This is a genomic window from bacterium (assembly GCA_029210545.1).
Classification (GTDB): domain Bacteria; phylum BMS3Abin14; class BMS3Abin14; order BMS3Abin14; family BMS3Abin14; genus JARGFV01.
On record JARGFV010000041.1, the window covers coordinates 1 to 19,907 of the forward strand.

Below are 19,907 nucleotides of genomic sequence, written 5' to 3' on the forward strand. Positions count from 1 at the left end.
AGGAAAGGGAAAACGACGCTTTTCCCTTTCCGTGGAGCGAAAAGTCCCGGATTGGACTTTTTGCGACCCTATCAAGAGTTGAGTTCACCGTTAACAGTATACGGTTTGCAGTTAGGTCATGCCTGCACTGTGAACTGTAAACAGTGAATCGTAAACTTCAGTATTCCCCAGCCCCCTGTCTATAACCCGGTTTACAACCCTGTGGTTTCTTTTGTGGAAATCGGTTTATGTGGAACAGTCGGAGATCTCCACCGATTCTTCCCCAGCTTCTTCCACAGAACTCTTTCATTCATTACGGGGGTTTATGGACGATTCCCCCGAATCCCCAGGACCTGTTACTCCTGCTACTGGTTTTAAAGAGAAATAAAGAAGAACTAAAGTGCGAAGCATTATGTACTAAAGACAGTGTTTTTCTTCGTGGTTCAAGCCTTACGTTATATTTCGAACCTGAATCATCCATTTCAGACACTTTTTATTGGCGCAAAAATGCCCGCCAATAAAAAGTGTTAAGTGTTGCTTTACGGTCCTCCGTTGGGGTAAAATATCGCTGCCCCATTATGTTTCCGGGGGAGATTTTCCGGCTCATTTCACGCCAGAAGACTGGTAGCGGTGCGTCCGTACAGACCGAACACAACCCCGCGGTCGAAAGGTTTGTTTCGATGGCGGGTCGGATCGGTGCATGAGGCCCCAGTGGCCCCAGAACAGGAGGTTTGAAGGTGCTGACCTTTTCCATCAACCGGGAAGAGTTTCTTCAGGGGTTGTCGAGAGTTCAGAATATCGTTGAACGCAAGAATACCGTTCCGATTCTGAGCAACGTTCTTATCGACGGGACCGGTGACAGGTTGAAAATGCTGGCCACCGATATGGAGGTGGGGATCAGCGGGTTTGTAGAGGCTTCCGTCAAAAGCCAGGGAGCGGTCACCCTGTCGGCCAGAAAGCTTTTCGAGATCATCAAGGAGCTTCCAGCCGAATCCTCCATCACCCTTCAGGTCAAGGAGGACAATCTTTCGGAGATAACGTGCGGCAACTCCTCCTTCGAACTGAAAGGCCTGCCTGCCGAGGACTATCCAAGCCTCCCCATCTACGAGGATGGTAACTTCCTTACCCTGAACGCCGAGAATTTCAAGGAGATGATCAAGAAAACGATCTACGCCGCCTCAACGGATGAGACCCGCTATAACCTGACGGGTGTCCTTTTCGAGATGGAGGAGAAGGACGGCAAGGGGATCTTGAGACTCGTTGCCACGGACGGCCACCGCCTGGCCAAGGTGGAAAAGGGGGCCGAGGGAAATATCCGGCCTGGAGAGAGCGTTGTTATCCCCCGAAAGTCCCTCAACGAGGTCCGGAGGCTCCTGGAGGAGGGTAGTGACGAGATGGTGGAGGTGGATTTTCAGAAGCAGCATGGGGTCTTCCGCAAGGATTCCATCGTCCTCACCACCCGCCTTATCGACATGTCCTTTCCCAACTGGAAACAGGTCGTCCCTGAAGAACGGGTGTTTGTGGCCCAAGCCGACTGCGAGTCGATGATACGCGCCATCAGGAGGGTTTCCCTGCTGTCTTCAGAGCGGTCCAGGGCCGTCAAGTTCGCCTTCGGCGGGGGAAATGTGACCATTCACATCAACAACCCGGATCTTGGAACTGCCACGGAAACGGTGCCCGTCACTTATGATGGAGACGACGTGGAGGTTACCTTCAATGCGCGATACATGCTCGACGCCCTCACCTCCATGACCACCGAAACAGTGGAGTTGGGACTCAAGGATGAACTCAGCCCTTGTGTGGTATCCCAGAAGGGGCAGGAGGATTACATCTCGGTCATCATGCCCATGCGCATCTGAACCATGAGGTTGCTGTGGGTTGAGCCGGACCGCTTCCGGAACCTTGACCGGAAAACGGTTGAGCTCCACCCGCGCTTCAACCTTTTACTGGGCCGAAACGGGCAGGGAAAGACGAACTTTCTCGAGGCGGTCGGGTATCTCGGCAGCCTTCGGTCGTTCCGATCAGGCGGCAGGGTCGAGATGATACGCCACGGTGAGTCAGCAGGACGCGTCACAGGTGCCGTCTCTTCCGGAGGGCTGGATCGGGTCCTCTCTTTTACCCTGACCGGCAGAGGGCGCCAGCAATATATCGACGACCAGAAGGTCAATTCGCCCGAGCAGTACCTGCAGGTTTTGAAAGTGGTCCATTTCATACCCGAGGATGTGAGCCTGGTAGGTGGCTCGCCTTCCTGGCGCCGCAAGGTTATCGACAGGGCCGTTTTCGAGATCGTCCCCGAGTACGCCAGGGAGTACCGGCGATACCTGTCGGCTCTCAGACAGCGAAATGCGCTGCTCAGAAGAGGGGGGGGGCGTTTCGGGGAACTGGAAGGGTGGAACAAGGCTCTCGCTGCTGCCGGGGCAGTCCTGGTGTGCAGGAGGATGGAACTTCTCCACACCCTGAACCCGAGGATGAAACATCTGGGGGAAAGGCTCGGGCTGGGTCCGGGGCTGGGGTTGGAGTACACTCCGGGTTTTACCGTCCCTGACGATGCCTGGCCCGGCGGCCCCGGGAAGCTGACTCAGCTCATCGGGACGATCGAAAACTCGATATTGGAAGAACTTGCGAGGGTCCGGACCCGGGAGTCACGGTTAGGCCACTCCCTTGCGGGTCCTCATCGGGACAACATCCAGTTCACCCTCGGCAGCCCGGACCATCCGACGGATCTTGCGCGGTACGGTTCCCAGGGTCAGAAACGAAGCGCGGTCCTGGCGTTCAAGCTGGCCCTGGCGGCAGCTTTTCGCGATACCCACGGGGCGTGGCCCCTTATCCTCCTCGACGATGTGGCTTCGGAGCTGGATGAAACCAGAAGAAAAGCCCTGGGGAGCCTGGTCGTGGATATGAAAGCCCAGTTCCTCATCTCCACGACCGGAGAAGAATACATGTTCCTCCCGTCAGGGGAGGGGAAAATATGGACCGTTGATCAGGGCGAACTGAAGCCGTTTGGCAGGAGTTGACGGCAAAACGCCGTCAGCCTGCCTGAGAGAGGAACCTCCACTTGAACGATGAAAAGAAGGAAAAAACCGGTTCCGTAACTGTTGCCGGCAAGGGCAGAACGAAGTCATCAGCCGACAGGGGAGCTGTAAAGAAGGAGCTGGATTATACTGCCGAGAAGATCAAGGTCATCGAGGGCCTCGAAGCTGTCCGCAAGCGGCCCTCCATGTACATCGGCAACACCTCGACGGAGGGCCTCCACCACCTGGTGTATGAGGTCGTGGACAATAGCATCGACGAGGCCATGGGGGGCTTTTGTGACAGGATCAGCGTGACCATCAGGGTCGACAACAGCGTTGTGGTGGAAGACAACGGGCGCGGCATCCCGGTGGACCGTCACAAGCAGATGAAAAAATCGGCGGCGGAGGTGGTCATGACGACCCTGCACGCCGGCGGCAAGTTCGAGAATAGCGCCTACAAAGTCTCCGGCGGGCTCCACGGGGTCGGCGTTTCGGTGGTCAACGCCCTTTCGGCCCGGCTGGACCTGGAGATCTGGCGGGACGGGGGGGTCTATACCCAATCCTATGAACGCGGAAAACCGGTCACAAAGCTCGAGAACATCGGGAAGACGAAAAAGAGGGGTACCAAGATCACCTTTCTGCCTGACAGCCAGATCTTCGAGATTGCCGAGTTTTCCTTCGACACACTCTCCCAGCGTTTAAGGGAGCTTTCGTTCCTCAACGCCGGCGTGAAGATCACCATCGAGGATGAACGCGCCGACAAGAGGAACGAGTTTCAGTACAAGGGCGGCATCGTCCATTTCGTGGAGTACCTGAACCGGAACCGTATTGCCATCCACCGCAAGCCTGTCCAGATTCAGGGTGAAAAGGGCGCCGTCGTGGTGGACATCGCTTTTCAGTACAACGACAGCTACAAGGAAACGATCTTCTCCTTCGCCAACAACATCAACACCCACGAAGGCGGCAGCCACCTGGTGGGGTTCAAGGCGGCCATGACTAGGACCGTCAACCACTACGCCATCTCCAACAACCTGGTGAAGAACATCAAGGCGGGGCTTTCCGGTGATGATATCCGGGAGGGTCTCGCCGCCATCATCTCGGTCAAACTTCCCGACCCGCAGTTCGAGGGCCAGACCAAGACCAAGCTCGGGAACAGCGATATCAAGGGCATGGTAGAGGCCATGGTCAACGAGAAGCTCGGCGCTTTTCTCGAGGAGAACCCGGCGGTAGGACGAAAGATCGTGAGCAAAGCCACGGAAGCCGCCAGGGCCCGTGAAGCCGCGCGCAAGGCAAAGGAACTCACGCGCCGAAAGGGAGCCCTCGATGTGGCGGACCTGCCCGGAAAACTTGCCGACTGCCAGGCCAAGGATCCAGGTGTTGCGGAGCTGTTCCTTGTGGAGGGCGACTCGGCAGGCGGCTCGGCCAAACAGGGGAGAGACAGGCGGACCCAGGCTATCTTGCCCCTGAGGGGCAAGATCCTCAACGTTGAGAAGGCCAGGGATGACAAGATCCTCTCCAACCAGGAGATCCGCACCATCATCACCGCCCTGGGTACCGGGTTCGGTGATGAGCTGGACCTGGAGAAGCTCCGTTACCACAAGATCATCGTCATGACCGACGCCGATGTTGACGGTTCCCACATCCGCACCCTGCTTTTGACCTTCTTTTATCGGAAGATGCCCCGGCTTGTGGAGCGCGGTTTCCTGTATATCGCCCAGCCCCCCCTGTACAGAATAAAGAAGGGCAAAGTGGAAAGGTACCTTCAGAACGAAAAGGAGCTGAACACCTTCCTGGCCGAACAGGGGATCAGGAACATGACCCTTCAGGCGCCGGCCCTCAAGGAAAGTTACGAATCGACCCGACTGTCTACCATCTTCACCAGCGCCACCCGGTTGGTGGAGATCATGAACCGAATGGAGCGCCGCCGGATCGATCCCAGGCTTGTCCTGGCCCTGGCCCTGGAAGGGGTCGACAGAAAGGTGCTTTCCGACCGAGTCAGCCTGGGCAGGAAGATGGAGAACGCCGTCACCTACCTGAAGACCGTTTACCCGGAGATGGAACCGGTGGAGGTCAAGCTGGTCGAGGATGAGGAACACAGCTGCCACATAGCGCTGGTGACCACCCGGAAAAACGGTTCCCGCTGGAACACACGGATCGATCCCGACCTGGTTGGTCGCCCTGGTTACTACGAAATGCTGAAACTGGCCAGGGGACTCAAGATCCTCGGGACGGAGATGGTGCTTCTCGCAACGGAAGATGAAGAGGGCGAGAACAAGGGCGGGAAGAAGAAAATGCCGCCGCAGGAGCTGCTTCGCACGAGACGTATCGGCGAAGTGGTGCATTTTATCATGGAGAAGGGACGAAAGGGCGCCTCTGTCCAGCGCTACAAGGGTCTGGGTGAGATGAATCCGGATCAGCTCTGGGGGACCACCATGAACCCGGAAAACAGGGCGCTGCAGAAGGTGACCATTGAGGATGCGGTGGAAGCCGACGACATTTTCAATACTCTCATGGGCGATATTGTGGAACCGCGGCGGGAATTTATCGAGAAAAACGCCCTGAACGTCAGAAATCTTGACGTCTGATCGATGTCAAGATTTCTGACGATGGGGAAACGGGAACGGGTGAAAAGGAGAAAAGGAGAAAAAGGCTGTTTTGTAGCCTCTTCCCGCGTCGAGCAAGTACACCTAACAGAACAACCGAGACAGCGAGACTGTAAATGAGTGACCTTATCAGCACCGTTAACGCCCCCATAGAGAACATCAACATCGAGGACGAGATGAAGACGTCCTACCTCGATTACGCCATGAGCGTCATCGTTGGAAGGGCGCTCCCTGATGTGCGGGACGGCCTCAAGCCGGTCCACCGGCGCACCTTGTTCGCCATGCAGGACCTCGGGAACGCCTACAACAAGACGTACAAGAAATCCGCCCGCATCGTCGGTGACGTCATCGGCAAGTACCACCCCCACGGAGACCAGGCCGTTTACGACACGATCGTTCGAATGGCCCAGGACTTCTCCCTCAGGTACCCCCTTGTGGACGGGCAGGGCAACTTCGGCTCCATCGACGGCGACGCGGCGGCGGCAATGCGGTATACGGAGATCCGCATGATGCGCCTGACCAGCGAGCTCATGGAGGATATCGACAAGGAGACGGTGGACTTCGGGCCCAACTACGACGACACACTCTTCGAGCCCCTCGTTCTGCCGGCACGCTTCCCCAACCTCCTGGTCAACGGTTCTTCCGGCATCGCTGTGGGCATGGCCACCAACATCCCGCCACACAACCTGGCCGAGATCATCGACGGATGTATCCTGCTCATCGAAAAACCCGGCACCACGGTGGACGAACTCATGAAGGTCATCCCGGCGCCCGATTTCCCCACCGGGGGGTTCATCTACGGGCTGAGCGGTGTCAGGGACGCCTACCGTACCGGCAAGGGCCTTGTCCGGGTCCGGGCCCGCGCGGTCATCGAGCGAAACAACAAAAAGACGGCCATCGTTGTCACCGAACTGCCCTATCAGGTCAACAAGGCCAGGCTCGTGGAGAAGATCGCCGAACTCGTCAAGGACAAGAAACTCGAAGGGATCAGTGATTTGAGAGACGAGTCGGACCGCGAGGGGATGCGGATCGTCATCGAACTCAAGCGGGAAAAAGAGGATATTGCCGAGGTCGTCCTCAACCAGCTTTACGCCATGACACAGATGAAGACCACCTTCGGGGTGCAGATGCTGGCTATCCACCGTAACCAGCCGGTCGTATTCAACCTGCCCCAGATGCTGGGACATTTTATCGACTTCAGGGTCGAGGTGGTCACCAGGAGGACGCGGTTCCTCCTGACCCGCGCGGAGGAAAGGGCCCACATCCTGGAGGGCTTGAAGATCGCCCTGGACAACATCGACGAGGTGGTGGAACTCATCAAGAAATCCAGGGATGTGCCTGGTGCCAGGGAAGGACTCATAACCCGGTTCGGGCTTACGGAAAAACAGGCCAACGCCATCCTGGAGATGCGCCTTTCCCGCCTCACCGGCCTCGAAAGGGAAAAGATCGAGCAGGAGCTCGAGAGTGTCCTGGCGGAGATCAAGAGGCTCAAGGGGATCCTGGCAGATGAGAAAAAGCTTTACGCGGTCATCGTGGAAGAGCTTCGGGAGATCAGGGAGCGGTATGGCGACGCGAGGCGCACCGAGATCGTGGTGGATACACATGAGATGTCCCTTGAGGATCTCATCGTCGACGAGGAGGTCCTGGTCGCCGTCTCCCATGCGGGGTACATCAAGCGCACCTCCCTGGCCCTGTACCGCTCACAGCAGCGGGGAGGAAAGGGGTTGACCGGCCTGTCCATGCGTGACGAGGATTTTGCCGAGCATATCTTCACGGCGTCGACACACAGCTACATCCTGTTCTTCACCGACCGGGGCCGAGTTCACTGGATGAAGGTTCACGAAATCCCGCAGATGGGACGTGCCGCCAGGGGCAAGGCGATCATCAACCTGTTGACGCTGGAAAGCGGGGAGGATGTCACCGCATTTCTGCCGGTACGCGATTTCACCAAGGGCCATTTCATCGTCATGGCCACCGAACAGGGTGTCATCAAGAAGACGGAGCTCACCGCCTACTCCAACCCGAGGGCCGGCGGCATCATCGCTCTGGGCCTCGACGAGGGGGACCGCCTCATATCCTGCGCCCTGACCGACGGCCAGCGCCATCTCCTTCTGACCTCCCACCGCGGCCAGGGAATACGGTTCCGGGAGACGGACGTCAGGTGCATGGGCAGGACCGCCCGCGGGGTGAGGGGGATCAACCTCGGCAAGGGCGACCGTGTCGTGGGTATGGAGGTGGTCAACGATGCCGCCTATCTGCTTACCGTGACCGAAAGGGGCTACGGCAAGCGCACGCCGACGAAGGAGTACAACCCCATCGGGAGGGGCGGCAAGGGAGTTCGGGCGGTCAAGATCTCCGAGAAGATAGGCAACCTTGTGGGCACTCTCCAGGTTGGCAGCGAAGAGGAGGTCATGGTCATCACCAACAAGGGCCGCCTCATCCGGATGAAAGTGGGAGGGATCTCCGTTTACTCGCGCTCCAGCCAGGGTGTCAAACTCATCAACATGTCTGATGCCGAGGAGCGAGTGGTGTCCGTGGCCCTCATCCAGGAAGCAGACGGGTGAAGGGGAAAGATCCGGCGTTCCGAGTGGGCGAGGGGGGAGGCCGGGGGAAAGAGCGAGCAGTATCGCCTGCCCATCGATGAAGAGCCGTAGTTGCGTGCGTGCGTGCGTCCGTCCGTAAGTGCTTTAATAAAAAAAGTCTGTTGTCAATGGAAGATCTTACGCGCTAACGCACACACACTCCACTCACATACGAAGAAACGCACGAGGGAAAAGATGGACGACAAAAGGAGGCACTCCAGGTACCCGGCGGCAGAGATGACCTATGTGGTCGGGCTTCAGAGTCCGGCCCTTATCACCGACGTGAGCCAGGGTGGTCTCGGAGTGCGTTACAAGGGTACCGACGAACTTCCCGGGGAGTTGGTGGTGGACCTTCTCAACGCCTCGCAGAGCATCCAGCTTGAGAAGGTACGATGCCGGAAGGTCAGAGACGAGACCGTGGGCAGGGTGGCCGTGTTCAGCTATGTGACCGAACGCCGGCTGGGACTCGAATTCGTGGAACCGGGCAATGACATACTGGACGCGCTGGCCAGGTTTGTGGGAAAAGAGAACTAGGAGTCTGTCGGACTATCCGTTTCAGACTCCTGGCAACGTGTCGGTAAGGTCCGACACGTTGCCAGGATCAGTGGAAAGTGGAAAGAAACAGGATGAAGGGCGCGGGAAGGGCGATAGCATGGCGATGATGGAAAAGCACGAGGACAAGAGACGGCACCCAAGGTTCCGGGCGGCCGACAGCGCGCTTGCCGCCTGCGGCATGGAAGCGTGCGCTCTCCTGGACGTGAGCGCGGGAGGGCTGGGCATCCAGTATTACGGCGAGAGACCGTTCCCCCGGGAGATCAGTGTCGATCTTCTGTTTTTAAACAGGGATCTGACCTTGCCGGGGCTTTTCTGCCGAAAGGTGTTCGAAGCGAGAAAGCCCAACGGGAAGGAAGGGCGCCTGCCTGTATGGCATGTGGGCCTTGAGATCGTAAGCCCCACTCCGGAGATGGTTCAACGCCTGCGTCATTTCAGATGGACGGAGAGCTAGGAGTCTGTCGGACTATCCGTTTCAGACTCCTAGCTTAAGTTTTTCGAAAGGCAATTCAGCGAAAAACGGGGAAGCATCCAAAATAAGGGGCATTTCGAAAAACTCCTCGCAACGTGTCGATAAAGTCCGACACGTTGCGAGGCTTTCGCTCTGCGAAAGCCCAGGGATGGGGAAGACCGTAAGATAAAAGTGGAAAGCGGGAAGTGGAAAAGACCGGTAATAACACCACAGAAACTCCTCCTGCTGCGCCGCACCTTCAAACACGATAAAAAGCAAGCGAGGCGTTTTTGAGAAAATTCTTCCTCATATCCCTGATCGTGATCATGGCCGTTGGCCTCGTGGCCGCCGGTTTTTTTTCGTACCGCTCACGTGAACAGGCCCTCTACGAACAGGCAATGACGGCGCTGGATGAGAACCTGTCCGGCGCTGCCGTTGAGTACCTCACAGCCTTCCTGGTCAAATACCCGGAAAGCCCCCTGTATTCTGAGGCGCTGCGCCAGAGAGCCTCCATCTACCACACATACCAGTCCAGATACCTGGAGGCGATCTCGGATTTCCGGGAGTTTTTGGATCGTTACCCGGACAATGAGCACGCCTCCGAGGCCAGGCGAGCCATTGCCGAGATCCTGGAAACCAAGGTTCGGGACTGCCGTCGAGCCATTGTAGAGTACCAGCGTCTCATCGACGACTACGAGACGGTGGTCGGGGACGACCTGTTCCAGTACCGGATCGCCGGCTGTTACTACGACCTGCTGGATTTCGAGCAGGCCAGGCTGGAGTTCACCAGGCTTATCAACAACTATCCGGCCAGCAACCTGGTGGATGACGCTTACTATCAGATCGCCAACATCTTTCAGACCCAGGGTGCCCTGAATAATGCCGAGGCTGCGTACCGCCTCTACCTATCGCGCTATCCGGATGGAGATCTGGGCATCGACGCCCGGTTCAACCTCGCGGCGACCCTCGAGGAAAGGGAACAACTGGAGGAGGCCCTTGTCCTTTACAACGAAATCTTCCCCGAATACCCCAACAAGGAGGCCATCTCCTGGAGATTGGAGAAGGCGAGGAAGCGGCTGGAAGAAAGGGGCAGATAAAAAAGGTTGGATTGCCAGGGACTGAGTGGAGAACTCCGTTTGATTCTGGCAACCGGACCTTTTTTATTCGAACATCCTGCTTTCCTGCTCCAGAACCCGGATAAAGGTGGTGCGCTTGGTCAGTTCCTTGAGGGCCTTGGCACCCACATAGGTGCAGGCGGACCGAACGCCGCCGAGGATGTCCTTGACCGTGTTCTCGATGGGCCCCATGTAAGGAACTTCTACGGTTTTCCCCTCCGAGGCCCTGTAGTCGGCGACCCCCCCGGAGTGCTTCTCCATGGCTGTAGCAGAACTCATCCCGTAAAACAGCTTGTAACTTTTGCCGCCGCGCTCACGGAGTTGGCCTCCGCACTCGTCGTGGCCTGCGAACATCCCTCCGATCATGACAAAATCTGCGCCTGCCCCGAACGCCTTGGCCACATCCCCGGCACAGGCGCACCCCCCGTCGGAGATGATCCGGCCTCCAAGCCCGTGGGCGGCATCGGCACACTCGATGACCGCCGACAGCTGGGGGTATCCCACCCCGGCCTTTATCCGGGTGGTACAGACGGAGCCCGGGCCTATCCCCACCTTGACGATGTCGGCCCCGGAAAGGAGCAGCTCTTCCACCATCTCCCCGGAAACAACGTTCCCCGCGGCGATGGTCTTGTCCGGAAAGGCCTGCCGTACCTCATGAACGTACTCGACGAAGGCCTCGGCGTAACCGTTAGCCACGTCCACGCAGATGAACTCGAGTTCCGGATAGGCGGCCACGATCTTTCCCAGTCTTGACAGGTCCTCGGCCGAACTGCCGCAGCTGACCATGATCCTCTGGAAAATTCCGCAGTCACGACCATCCAGAAATTGAGCCCACTGCCTGTCGTCATAGTGCTTGTGGATGGCAGTGAGCATACCGTGGCCTGCGAGGACCTCGGCCACCTCGAAGGTGCCGATGGTGTCCATGTTGGCGGCCATGACCGGGACACCGGTCCATTCCTTCCCGCTGTGCAGGAAGGTGTATGTCCGTTCAAGGTCCACGAGGGCCCGGCTCTTCATTGTCGAGCGCTTCGGCCTTATGAGGACATCCTTGAACCCCATCTTGATGTCGGTTTCGACTCGCATGGATATAACTCCCCTTTCCGCTCCGGATCTTAAACGATTCCCGCTCCTGTTTGCCAGGTCAACGATCTTGAATTCTAATATCATATCGCAATTCCGGAGTCTTGGGAGGGTCTGTCGATACAACGCGGAATCCGGTTGACGCATCCCGCCTTGCAAAAAGGAAACACCGCCACAAGATAGGCAGAGGAGGTCCGGAGAGTGCCGTTCCTGCAGCGGTTTAAACCGGGATTCCCGGTGATCTGTCGGAGCAAGACGACCCAGGCCGGTCGAGCGCTGTTTCAGGACGGATCAAAGGGTGTCAACCATCCTCATAAGGTGAAGCGGGACTGCAGCCGCCAATGGGGCATCGAAAAAGGCTTGTTCCACGCTGGAAACCAGGAACTAAGAACTTAAGAATCAGGAACCAGGACCCCAGGAACGAAGAACGAAGACCTGTCAGCCAGGAGGCGATTTCCGGCTGATAGCTAAAATCGTTCGACTGCCTTATTATTGGACTTATGAAAAAAACTGCCCTTATTGTTGCTATAGCCTTTTTCATGGCTGCCGGCAGCTCTAAAGCCGTCTCCGCTTCCCCCGATCAGTCCACCGCGGTGCGCCGGCGCCTCGCCATGGAGAGTGCGGCCAGGGACAACCCCTTTCTGATCCTGCCCCATCGGCCCAACTACATCCTGCCCCTTGCATATAACCTGCACCCCAACGACGAGGCGTCCGGGCTCGAACCCGGGACCCTTGACGAACTGGAGATGACCTTCCAGGTGAGCCTCAAGGTTCACTTGAGCGAGCTGTTTCCGGGAAACCGCGGGAACCTTTACGCGGCGTATACCAGCCGCTCGTGGTGGCAGGCCTACAGTGGCGACAGGTCACGGCCGTTCAGGGAGACCAACCATGAGCCGGAGCTGTTTCTCCTTTACGATACCGATTGGAGCGTTCTTGGGCTTCGGGCGTCCAGTGTGATCTTCGGTGTGTCCCACCAGTCCAACGGGCAGGACGGCGCCTTGTCACGCAGCTGGAACCGGATCTACACAAGCATCATCCTCGAGAGGGGAAACGCCATAGTAAGCGTGAAACCCTGGTACCGTATCCCGGAAAGGGAAAAGGACGGCCCTGACGACCCCGATGGGGATGACAACCCTGACATACGAACATACATGGGCTCCGGGGAACTGGGGGTCTTCTTCAGGCGGGCCCGTCACACTCTGACCCTCACGCTCCGCAACAACCTGCGCCGTGAAAACAAGGGATCTGTCGAGTTGGGGTACTCCTATCCGCTCACGGCAAAGATGAAGGGGTACCTGCAGATCTTCGATGGATACGGCGAAAGCCTTATCGATTACGACCATCGGATGTCGAGGGTGGGTGTGGGTATCCTGCTGGCGGATTGGCTGTAACGGCTGCCAGGCCCAGCCGAGCGCGAAGCGCAAAGTTCGAAGCGCGAAGAAAAAGCCTGCCTTCGTTCATCGTGCTTCGTTCTTCGCTCCGGGCCGCAGTTTCTCAGCGGCCCCTATTCAAACAACAGGTTGGCGTCGATGAAAAAGCCGTTGGCCTTTAGCTGTTTCAAAAGGCCGATCTGCCAGCCGCCTTCTTCCTGGTACTGGATGTAGCGAACACCGAAAAGCTGCTCAGGAAGGTCGCCTGGACGCTCCCCCTCAAACAGCACGGTCACCGCTCCCGGGCCCAGCCGACCAACGAAAAACCCCAATTTGTACGCCAATTCGTGCTTGGATTTTCCCATCCCGATAACAGACGTAAGGCCGGAGAGCCCTCCCCTCTGCCCGACGGCGAGGATCAGGAGCGTGAAAGCGATATGATCCACTGAGGCCAGGCTTTCCATGGACAGGGCAGAAGGGTCCTGGCCCGGGACCTCTATAGAGATACCAAGGCGGCCAAGCAGCTGTTCGACTGACGGAGTGATCGCCTCCCCGGCGCCGGAAATGATAAGGACCTTGCCCGGCTGATTCTGGGTGGATGCGGGTTTTTGCGGCGCTGACTGCGGGGCGCCGGGTGGCGAGGGTGCGGGTTTTTCGGCCACGGTTTTCGAAGCCTGCGAAGGAGCCGGCTTGGGCGCCTCCTTCAAGGGCGCCTTCACGGCCTTGGCCCGCTCTTTGGGCGGTGACTGTTTCACCTCCACCAGGTCCTCGCTGGAAATCTCCTGGATCAGGTCCGGTTCATCGTCAATGCGGTCCATGAGTTCGAGGAGTTCCTCGAGCCTGGTGATAGCCTTGGGGACGCCCATCTCGTACTTGGACTGCTTTTCCGTTTTGGAGTCCGCCCTCGAAAGGGGCCCTGCGGATATCTTGAACTGTTCGAAAGCGTCGTGCTCCGGAGATTCGCTGCCGAAAACGTCACTGACAGATTGTGACACCGCCAGTTCGAGGTCTTCCACCTCCTGGCTGTCGAAAGGAACAATCCTCGGATCGATGGTCCGGAGCTGATCCAGGACCTCCTGGAGGAGTTCCCTGCCCTTTTTCCCGGATAACTGTGCCATGGGTGACCCCCTGCGATGCGTCCCGGCACCGGCGACATGTTGGAATAAGGAGAATAGCACCAATATGGTAGCACCTGGATGTCCTTTGTCCAAGTGCAGGAATTCGGGCATTTTTTCTCCCACCTGTCAAAGCTCCCTGGGCGCTTGGCCCAAACGAGAGTTATAATAGCCTATATATCGGGAACTGAGTACTGGGAACCGGGAACTCGGAACTAAAAACCAGCACCTGGAATCCAGGGATGTGCAGGAAATCTATGGAGCAGGGCGCTTGCGAAAAACTTTTTACCGCTGACGGGTATAGTGGCCGCCGGACATTGTAGAGTCGCAAAAAGTCCAATCCGGGACTTTTTGCTCCACGGAAAGGGAAGAACGTCGTTTTCCCTTTCCTCACGGATCAATGACTTACGGTGTGAGTCATTGATTTGGGCGCCCCGCGCGGGGCGCATTGATGGACTTTTTACGAGTCCATCAACCTTGGAGGTGATGGCAATGTTGGATCTCGACGCCCAAGAGCGTGAAATCCTGGCCGACGTGCTGGACACGCTGCTAGCCGACCTGAGAATGGAGATCGGTCGAACGGATCGGCAGGATTATCGCGTTATGCTGAAAAGACGCAAAGCCATCCTGGAAAAAGCCGTGGCCCATTTCAGGGGAGAGCAGGGTTTACAGATCGGGAGTGCGGGTCAGGGGGTGTTTCAACTCTGACGACGGGATAAGGATCAGGAGCGATGGGCCAGGGGGTGCGGTACGGTCCCGATGTCGTTGAGCCGGGAGGTGTGCACCGCGGGATTCGAGGTCTGCCGTTTGACCTACAGGATGCCGGCCGGCCAGCGCCGGGTGATGGTTCGGTCAAGGGTTGAAGCAAAAGGATGGATGGATTTGTACTTAGGGAAACCCCCCGGCTTTGCCGGGGGACCCGAGAAGTTTGACAGTTCCTGGAGTAGGAGTAGGAGACCATTAATAAAGCTGACTCACCACAGCCTGTCCTGAGCTTGCCTGCAGTGAGCTTGTCGAACTGTCGAAGGGCGCGGCCGCTGGGAGGCCGCTCCCTTCGACAAGCTTCACAGTTCAAGCCCCCGACTTTGCCGGGGGTACATGGCTGTCAGCGAACCGGGAACCAGAAACTAATAACAAAGAGCTGGGAGCGAAGGATCGTATTAGCACATAGCCCCCAGTACCTGGCTCTGCAATTCTTCACAGCGAGGAGATCCCCCATGCCCCTTTATGAATTCGAATGCAAAAAGTGCAGGCGCCCTTTCGACAAGGTCATGAGCATCAGGGAGATGGAAACAGGGCAGGTTGAATGCCCCAGGTGCGGCTCCGACGATGTTTTGAAGCTCATCTCATCCGGTGGGATAAAGATCGGGATCGGCGGATACGCCGGTAAGGTAAAATAATCCAGCCTCCCGGGGCACCTGTCCCCGTCACCTCCCCGCCAAGCAGTCCGGAAAGATCCCTCTTCTCCTTGCCCGGCACGTTGGCCATGAGCCGGATCGCGGCAACGACGCGGCCGCGCCCGTACGGGACGAGGATCGGGAAGTTGATGATAACAGGCGGATTTGATGTAATATGGGGGATCTGCTCCGGAAGGAGAGCCGCTTGTCGAAGAGAAAGATAACCATGACAGCTGCCCTTGCTCTCGTGCTGTTTTGTTCCGGGGCCGCGGCAGCTGCCGAAACGGCGCTGATCGGGGACAGCATGGGCGCCTGCATGGGTGAAGAGGGGTTTGAAACGGCCTGGCTGGACAGGATCCATTCCTACATCACCAGGACCCTGTGCCAGCCTTCCGTGTGGTTCGACAACTTTTTCGGTGAACAACGTTCCGGCGAAGAGTGGCCTGGCAGCCTGGTGCGGTGGAGATCATCCTTTCGAAGGGACGAGAAGGAGGGGGATCTTTTCGGTTCCGGCGTGAGCGCCAGCCTGCGTCTCCCCAAGATGAGCCAAAAGTTCAGGCTGATAATCACCTCCCAGGACAATGACCTGGATGCGCCCGGCCATCCTGGTGAAGACCCTTTTCTGCAGGATACGGATCCAGGGGTTACTGCCGACACGAAACGAAGTGCCGCCGGTTTGAGGTATGACCTCTCCGACACCAGGCGGGCGAGACTTCACCTCGGAGCCGGGTTCCGTTTGACCGATACAGTGGAGCCGTACGTGCGTCTCCGCCTCAGGGTCACGGAACCCCTTTCGAGCCACACCCTTGTCAGGCTCACACCTGCTGTTGTCTGGTTCAGGGACGAGGGGATAAACCAGTCTTTCCGGATCGACTTTGACTGGAGGCTGGGAGAGAGCGCCCTCGCCAGGGCCACGGAGGCGGCGCTCTGGAAAGAGGTGGAACCGGGCGTCCAATGGGGTTCGGCTCTTTCCCTTTTTGACAGACTTGGTCCGACGGTCGTTGCGGGGATCGAGGGCTCTGCGGAAGGGAACACGTATCCAAAAAACGACGTTGCCCGCTACCGTCTCGTTACAAGGATCAGGTCAAATTTTATCCGTCCCTGGCTTTTCCTGGAGGCGGCTCCGGAACTCTACTGGCCTCGGGACGACACAGGGCGCTACAGGAGGTACAAGGCGACCACCCTGAGGATCGAAGTCCAGTTCTTCAGTTGAAAAAGTGCCGGTGAAAACGCATCGGCCCCTGGGCATGGTCCGGAGAAAGCTCTTCGGATATATTAGGATAACAGGCCATGGAGCAGACGTCTGGAGGTGCTGGATGAGTTTTGGCAGTGCGGAACCGTCCGTAAGCGGGAAAAGGGAACGCAGGGAGAGAGAAAAAAAGATCGCGGCCGTGGGATGGGGAGCGTTCTTCGTATGGCTCGGTTTTATCCTGATGATAAAGGCCGGATCCGGGGCGATCCTCATTGGTGTCGGAGTCATCAGCCTGTGTGTCCAGGTTGTGCGCAAGTACGCTGGTCTGGAATCGGAAGGGCTCTGGATCCTGGTCGCGATCCTTTTCATTGTCGTCGGGGTCTGGGAGGTGCTGGAGGTTCGTATCCCCCTCATGTCTCTTCTGCTCATCGTGGTTGGGGCTGCTTTTATCCTCTCTGCAGTGCGGAGGAAAAGCAACTCCCGCTGACAGGCTCCTTGCCAAAACCCGCCGGGTTGCCTAGAATCCTGCCTTCGTGGTGTCCGCCGGACACCGTTCCCGTCATGACAGACCTTTGCCCCTTCGGAGTGAGCTTTTGAAGATCGGAGACATCCTCAAACAGGATCGACGCCTGTTATCCTTCGAATTTTTCCCGCCCAGGAACCCGGAGAGCGAGCACATACTCCACGAGACCGTGGAGGTCCTCAAGCGGTTCGAGCCCGACTTCGTCTCAGTCACTTACGGAGCCGGAGGCAGCACCAGGGACCGCACCCTCCAGTGGACCATCGACATCAAGGAGAGGTACGGTCTGGACGTTATGATGCACCTGACCTGCCTCGCTTCGACCCGTGAGGATATCGGCAGCGTGGTCGAAGTTCTCAGGCACAGCGGGATCGAAAACGTCCTCGCGCTCAGGGGAGACCCCCCCAGGGACCTCCCGTTGGTCCAGGTGAAGGATGATTTCAGTTTTGCCTGTGAACTGGTCGAGTACCTGGAGAAGCTGGGCCGGTTTTCCATCGGGGTGGCCGGATATCCCGAAGGCCATCTGGAGTCACCATCCCTTGAAACAGACATCCAATACCTCAAACAAAAGGTCGATGCCGGCGCCGATTTCATCATCACCCAGATCTTTTTCGACAACCGGTATTTTTTCGATTTCGTGGATCGTGCCGCCTCTGCCGGGATCGATGTGCCCATCATCCCCGGGATCATGCCCATCGTCAACCTGGGCCAGGTGCAGAGGTTTACCCAGATGTGCGGGGCCACGGTGCCGGACCGGATCGTCGGGGAGATGGAGGGGCGGGACGATGAGGAAATGGTCAAGATCGGGATCGAGTACGCTGTCGGCCAGTGCCGTGAGCTCATCGATGCACAAGTCGCCGGGCTGCATTTTTACACGCTGAACCGGAACCAGGCCACAGAGCTGGTCCTGGACGAGATCGGCACCGACTGGCGCTGATAGCAATTAAGCGCGCATGTGCACCAGTGCACTTGAACGTTCTGCACGACCCTTCCCCAATCCCCCGCCGGCATGTTATTAAAAGATGAGGGGGCGAATACGGAGGAGTGAGCGCAATGATGGAAAAAATGTCGGAGCTCACCGGCAGGATCGGGAAGACTTTTGGGGCGGGAGATGTGGTGTTTCAGCAGGGGGATACCGGGGACACCATGTATATCATCCATACCGGCACCCTGGCCGTCATCCGGGAAACGGAAGGCACCGGCACAGTGGTTGCCCGTCTCAACCCCGGGGATTTTGTCGGAGAGATGGCCCTGGTAGACCAGGAGCCCAGGTCGGCTACCGTCAAGGCCATTGAAGAGGCAACCCTTGTTCCCATCACCCGGAGCTTTCTCCTCAAGCACAGCGCGAAGGACACCAGGTTCGTCCTGAACCTTATGGAAAGCCTCAGCGCCCGGCTTGAAAGGGTGGACGAAATGCTCAAGTGGCGGTTCGCCGAGTCGGGACCACCTGCCGGCCCGGCCGATGGACCTCCCGGCGACGAACCGAGGTCTGCCGCGTTCCTCAAAAGTTTCAGTGCCTCCCTGGACCCTGCCGCCCTCATCAGAGTCAACCAGGGAGATATTATTTTCCGTACCGGAGATGCCGGAGATGTCATGTACATCATCCTGGACGGTGAGGTTCACGTCAGCCAGGAGGAGGGGGGACAGCGCTTCGTGCAAGCTCGTTTCGGCAGGGGCCATTTCTTCGGTGAGATGGCTCTCGTCTCGGGTAGGCCCAGGGTGGCCACAGCCATTGCCGCAGCACCGTCGGTGCTCATGCCGCTGACTCGCGAGACGTTCCTTCAGAAGGTGCAGACCGACCCCGAAGTTGCTCTTCACACGGTACAGATCCTCATCGTACGCTTGAGGCGATCCCTGCAGATGCTCGATTAGCCGGATTTTTCATGGCAGCTGGATAACCTCTTCCGACAAATTATATCCTGAAGCCTGGTGAAGTTCTTCAACAGACTCCCGGGGGGCAGTCCCATGAGTACCATCCTGATCATCGATTCGGCCGAAACGTTTGCCCGTTACGTGGAACTGGTAGTCGGGCGCTACGGTTGCCGTACCATCGGGGTCAAATCAGCCCAGGAAGCCTTGAAGGTGCTGTCCGATGGGGCCGTGGATCTTGTCATCGCACAGGAGAATCTTCCCGATATGGAGTGGCCGGAGTTCTGTCGCCGGATCAGGGAAGGGTCCGACCCCTCCCGGGTCCCGGTGATCATGCTTTCAGCGGAACCGGCCAGGACCGGCAGCAGCGAGTGCGGCGGAGTCGTGGTAGCGGAGGTACGGACAAAGCCGATCTCCATAGGGGACCTCATCGATGTCCTGTCGGAATACCTTCCTTTACAAAACAAGCGACGGACTCTCAGGGCCGCGGTTGCCTTGAGGGCACTCATTCGCATCGGAAGCGAGCTGATCCCCTGCCAGGTGCTCAACCTGAGCGAGGGAGGGGTCTTCGTGCTCAGAAACCAGCCGGGCGAGGTGGGGGACGATGTGACGCTGATCCTGCCCCTGCCCGGGCTTGAAAAACCGGTCAAGGTCGCCGGCAAGGTGGCTTACGTTATCAGGAAGAGCACCGAAAAAAAACCGAGGGGGATGGGGGTCCAGTTCGAAACCGTCCCCGACGAGACCACCGAACTTCTCCAGGCTTACCTTGAGGACCAGGTCGCCACCATCCTGGGGCGATGAAACTGCCGAAAGGAGCCACGTTCTGCGATCTGAGGTGCGCCTACGCCTCGGCACCACGCGCGGAGATGGACGGGGCGCGTTCATGCATGACATTTACCGCCATATGGTGTGAACTTCACGAGCGGCACGTCATGAAATCACAACCGTGCCGGGACCGGGAGGAAAGGAAAAGACCGGAAATCAGTAATCAATAATGATAGAGTCGCAAAAAGTCCAATCCGGGACTTTTCGCTCCACGGAAAGGGAAAAGCGTCGTTTTCCCTTTCCTTA

Annotated in this window: 17 protein-coding genes; 15 read left to right on the forward strand and 2 right to left on the reverse strand. The window is 57.8% G+C overall.

Features of this window, described 5'->3' with window-relative positions:
- The first annotated feature begins 716 nt into the window (after positions 1–716).
- The 7 genes from dnaN to P1S46_06065 all read left to right on the forward strand — a co-directional run bounded on the left by dnaN (position 717) and on the right by P1S46_06065 (position 10,275).
- Complete coding sequence (dnaN, locus tag P1S46_06035; protein ID MDF1536049.1) at positions 717–1,838, forward strand: DNA polymerase III subunit beta; 1,122 nt, start codon at positions 717–719, stop codon at positions 1,836–1,838.
- Positions 1,839–1,841: 3 nt separating this feature from the next.
- A complete protein-coding gene (recF, locus tag P1S46_06040) occupies positions 1,842–2,993 on the forward strand; it encodes a DNA replication and repair protein RecF (GenBank protein ID MDF1536050.1) in 1,152 nt (383 codons plus the stop codon).
- Between the two features lie 137 nt (positions 2,994–3,130).
- Positions 3,131–5,575 carry a DNA topoisomerase (ATP-hydrolyzing) subunit B gene (gyrB, locus tag P1S46_06045; GenBank protein MDF1536051.1) on the forward strand — a complete coding sequence of 815 codons (2,445 nt, stop codon included), beginning with the start codon at positions 3,131–3,133 and terminating at the stop codon, positions 5,573–5,575.
- A gap of 134 nt (positions 5,576–5,709) precedes the next feature.
- On the forward strand, positions 5,710–8,157 hold the full coding sequence (gene gyrA, locus P1S46_06050) for a DNA gyrase subunit A (GenBank protein ID MDF1536052.1): 2,448 nt from the start codon (positions 5,710–5,712) through the stop codon (positions 8,155–8,157).
- A 213-nt stretch (positions 8,158–8,370) separates the two neighbouring features.
- Positions 8,371–8,709 (forward strand): PilZ domain-containing protein, encoded by a 339-nt coding sequence (locus P1S46_06055; protein ID MDF1536053.1) that lies wholly within the window; start codon positions 8,371–8,373, stop codon positions 8,707–8,709.
- 118 nt (positions 8,710–8,827) lie between these two features.
- Entirely contained in the window at positions 8,828–9,181 is a 354-nt protein-coding gene (locus tag P1S46_06060; protein MDF1536054.1) for a PilZ domain-containing protein, read from the forward strand.
- Positions 9,182–9,468: 287 nt separating this feature from the next.
- On the forward strand, positions 9,469–10,275 hold the full coding sequence (locus P1S46_06065; protein MDF1536055.1) for a tetratricopeptide repeat protein: 807 nt from the start codon (positions 9,469–9,471) through the stop codon (positions 10,273–10,275).
- A 63-nt stretch (positions 10,276–10,338) separates the two neighbouring features.
- Here P1S46_06065 and P1S46_06070 read toward each other — a convergent pair whose 3' ends face one another.
- The gene (locus P1S46_06070) at positions 10,339–11,376 is read right to left on the reverse strand and encodes a GMP reductase (protein MDF1536056.1); all 1,038 of its coding nucleotides are present in this window, start codon (positions 11,374–11,376) and stop codon (positions 10,339–10,341) included.
- Between the two features lie 497 nt (positions 11,377–11,873).
- Between P1S46_06070 and P1S46_06075 the strand changes: the two genes are divergently transcribed.
- Positions 11,874–12,764 carry a phospholipase A gene (locus P1S46_06075; GenBank protein MDF1536057.1) on the forward strand — a complete coding sequence of 297 codons (891 nt, stop codon included), beginning with the start codon at positions 11,874–11,876 and terminating at the stop codon, positions 12,762–12,764.
- A 113-nt stretch (positions 12,765–12,877) separates the two neighbouring features.
- Here the strand turns inward: P1S46_06075 and P1S46_06080 are convergent, their stop codons facing one another.
- A complete protein-coding gene (locus P1S46_06080; GenBank protein MDF1536058.1) occupies positions 12,878–13,861 on the reverse strand; it encodes a hypothetical protein in 984 nt (327 codons plus the stop codon).
- 489 nt (positions 13,862–14,350) lie between these two features.
- Here P1S46_06080 and P1S46_06085 point away from each other — a divergent pair, with 489 nt between their 5' ends.
- From P1S46_06085 to P1S46_06115, 7 genes are all read left to right on the forward strand, one after another.
- Positions 14,351–14,566, forward strand: a complete 216-nt coding sequence (locus P1S46_06085) for a hypothetical protein (protein MDF1536059.1) — start codon at positions 14,351–14,353, stop codon at positions 14,564–14,566.
- 509 nt (positions 14,567–15,075) lie between these two features.
- Positions 15,076–15,258 carry a zinc ribbon domain-containing protein gene (locus tag P1S46_06090; GenBank protein MDF1536060.1) on the forward strand — a complete coding sequence of 61 codons (183 nt, stop codon included), beginning with the start codon at positions 15,076–15,078 and terminating at the stop codon, positions 15,256–15,258.
- Positions 15,259–15,460: 202 nt separating this feature from the next.
- Positions 15,461–16,468: a hypothetical protein gene (locus tag P1S46_06095; GenBank protein ID MDF1536061.1), complete on the forward strand. Its 1,008-nt coding sequence runs from the start codon at positions 15,461–15,463 to the stop codon at positions 16,466–16,468.
- A gap of 103 nt (positions 16,469–16,571) precedes the next feature.
- Positions 16,572–16,934: a hypothetical protein gene (locus P1S46_06100; GenBank protein MDF1536062.1), complete on the forward strand. Its 363-nt coding sequence runs from the start codon at positions 16,572–16,574 to the stop codon at positions 16,932–16,934.
- A gap of 106 nt (positions 16,935–17,040) precedes the next feature.
- Positions 17,041–17,904, forward strand: coding sequence for a methylenetetrahydrofolate reductase [NAD(P)H] (gene metF, locus P1S46_06105; GenBank protein MDF1536063.1), 864 nt, complete (start codon positions 17,041–17,043; stop codon positions 17,902–17,904).
- 116 nt (positions 17,905–18,020) lie between these two features.
- Complete coding sequence (locus P1S46_06110) at positions 18,021–18,839, forward strand: cyclic nucleotide-binding domain-containing protein (protein ID MDF1536064.1); 819 nt, start codon at positions 18,021–18,023, stop codon at positions 18,837–18,839.
- A 93-nt stretch (positions 18,840–18,932) separates the two neighbouring features.
- Positions 18,933–19,637 carry a response regulator gene (locus tag P1S46_06115; protein MDF1536065.1) on the forward strand — a complete coding sequence of 235 codons (705 nt, stop codon included), beginning with the start codon at positions 18,933–18,935 and terminating at the stop codon, positions 19,635–19,637.
- The last annotated feature ends 270 nt before the right edge of the window (positions 19,638–19,907 follow it).

Bases quoted from the DNA above. Each gene is read 5' to 3' on its own strand.
- recF (MDF1536050.1), top strand. From the start codon at position 1,842: ATGAGGTTGCTGTGGGTTGAGCCGGACCGCTTCCGGAACCTTGACCGG.
- gyrA (MDF1536052.1), top strand. From the start codon at position 5,710: ATGAGTGACCTTATCAGCACCGTTAACGCCCCCATAGAGAACATCAAC.
- P1S46_06055 (MDF1536053.1), top strand. From the start codon at position 8,371: ATGGACGACAAAAGGAGGCACTCCAGGTACCCGGCGGCAGAGATGACC.
- P1S46_06060 (MDF1536054.1), top strand. From the start codon at position 8,828: ATGGCGATGATGGAAAAGCACGAGGACAAGAGACGGCACCCAAGGTTC.
- P1S46_06070 (MDF1536056.1), bottom strand. From the start codon at position 11,376: ATGCGAGTCGAAACCGACATCAAGATGGGGTTCAAGGATGTCCTCATA.
- P1S46_06075 (MDF1536057.1), top strand. From the start codon at position 11,874: ATGAAAAAAACTGCCCTTATTGTTGCTATAGCCTTTTTCATGGCTGCC.
- P1S46_06080 (MDF1536058.1), bottom strand. From the start codon at position 13,861: ATGGCACAGTTATCCGGGAAAAAGGGCAGGGAACTCCTCCAGGAGGTC.
- P1S46_06085 (MDF1536059.1), top strand. From the start codon at position 14,351: ATGTTGGATCTCGACGCCCAAGAGCGTGAAATCCTGGCCGACGTGCTG.
- P1S46_06090 (MDF1536060.1), top strand. From the start codon at position 15,076: ATGCCCCTTTATGAATTCGAATGCAAAAAGTGCAGGCGCCCTTTCGAC.
- P1S46_06100 (MDF1536062.1), top strand. From the start codon at position 16,572: ATGAGTTTTGGCAGTGCGGAACCGTCCGTAAGCGGGAAAAGGGAACGC.
- P1S46_06110 (MDF1536064.1), top strand. From the start codon at position 18,021: ATGATGGAAAAAATGTCGGAGCTCACCGGCAGGATCGGGAAGACTTTT.
- P1S46_06115 (MDF1536065.1), top strand. From the start codon at position 18,933: ATGAGTACCATCCTGATCATCGATTCGGCCGAAACGTTTGCCCGTTAC.